Origin of the sequence: Pseudomonas sp. K5002 (genome assembly GCF_013386655.1) — a bacterium.
Classification (GTDB): domain Bacteria; phylum Pseudomonadota; class Gammaproteobacteria; order Pseudomonadales; family Pseudomonadaceae; genus Aquipseudomonas.
Genome location: NZ_JACARK010001491.1, coordinates 883 through 1481 on the forward strand (window position 1 = coordinate 883; position 599 = coordinate 1481).

Annotated in this window: 1 pseudogene; it reads right to left on the bottom strand. The window is 64.8% G+C overall.

Annotated features, from left to right (window positions below):
- Positions 1-599: pseudogene (locus HX846_RS37445) on the bottom strand (cobyrinate a,c-diamide synthase); the annotation flags it as partial.

The window sequence follows — 599 nt, forward strand, 5'->3', positions numbered from 1 at the left end:
CGGGCTTGCCTGCGATGGCAGTCTCAAGGCTTGGCGCAAACAAGGCAGCCACCGCCATCGGGTTGGACGGGAAGTAAAAGTGCACATAGGAAGCCGTCATCCGGCCCTGACGATAAACCGCCTCGGCACCGCGCCCGCCATTCGGGCTCAGGCCCCGGGCAATCGGCTGCCACTCGGTGCTGGTCAGCGAGTGATGGTAGGTGTGACCGCGCAAGAGGCCTTCGGGCAGTTCGACGTTTTGCAGGGCCAGTGCCGCCAGACGCTTTTGCATCACGGCGTCGCCCTGGAGCAGGCCGACCAGTTCGGCACGGGTGCCGTCGACATCGGTGAGTGAGTCCAGCAGATAGAGCATGCCGCCGCATTCGGCCAGCAGTGGCTTGCCAGCAGTGTGGTGGGCGCGGATGGCGTCGAGCATCGCGGTATTTTCCGACAGCGCCTGGTGATGCAATTCCGGATAACCGCCGGGCAGGTAGAGGCTGTCAGCTTCGGGCAATGCACGGTCACGAATCGGCGAGAAGAAGCGCAGCTCGGCGCCCATCGCTCGCAACAGGTCGAGGCTGGCGCCGTAGGTAAACGCGAAGGCTTCGTCGCGGGCCACG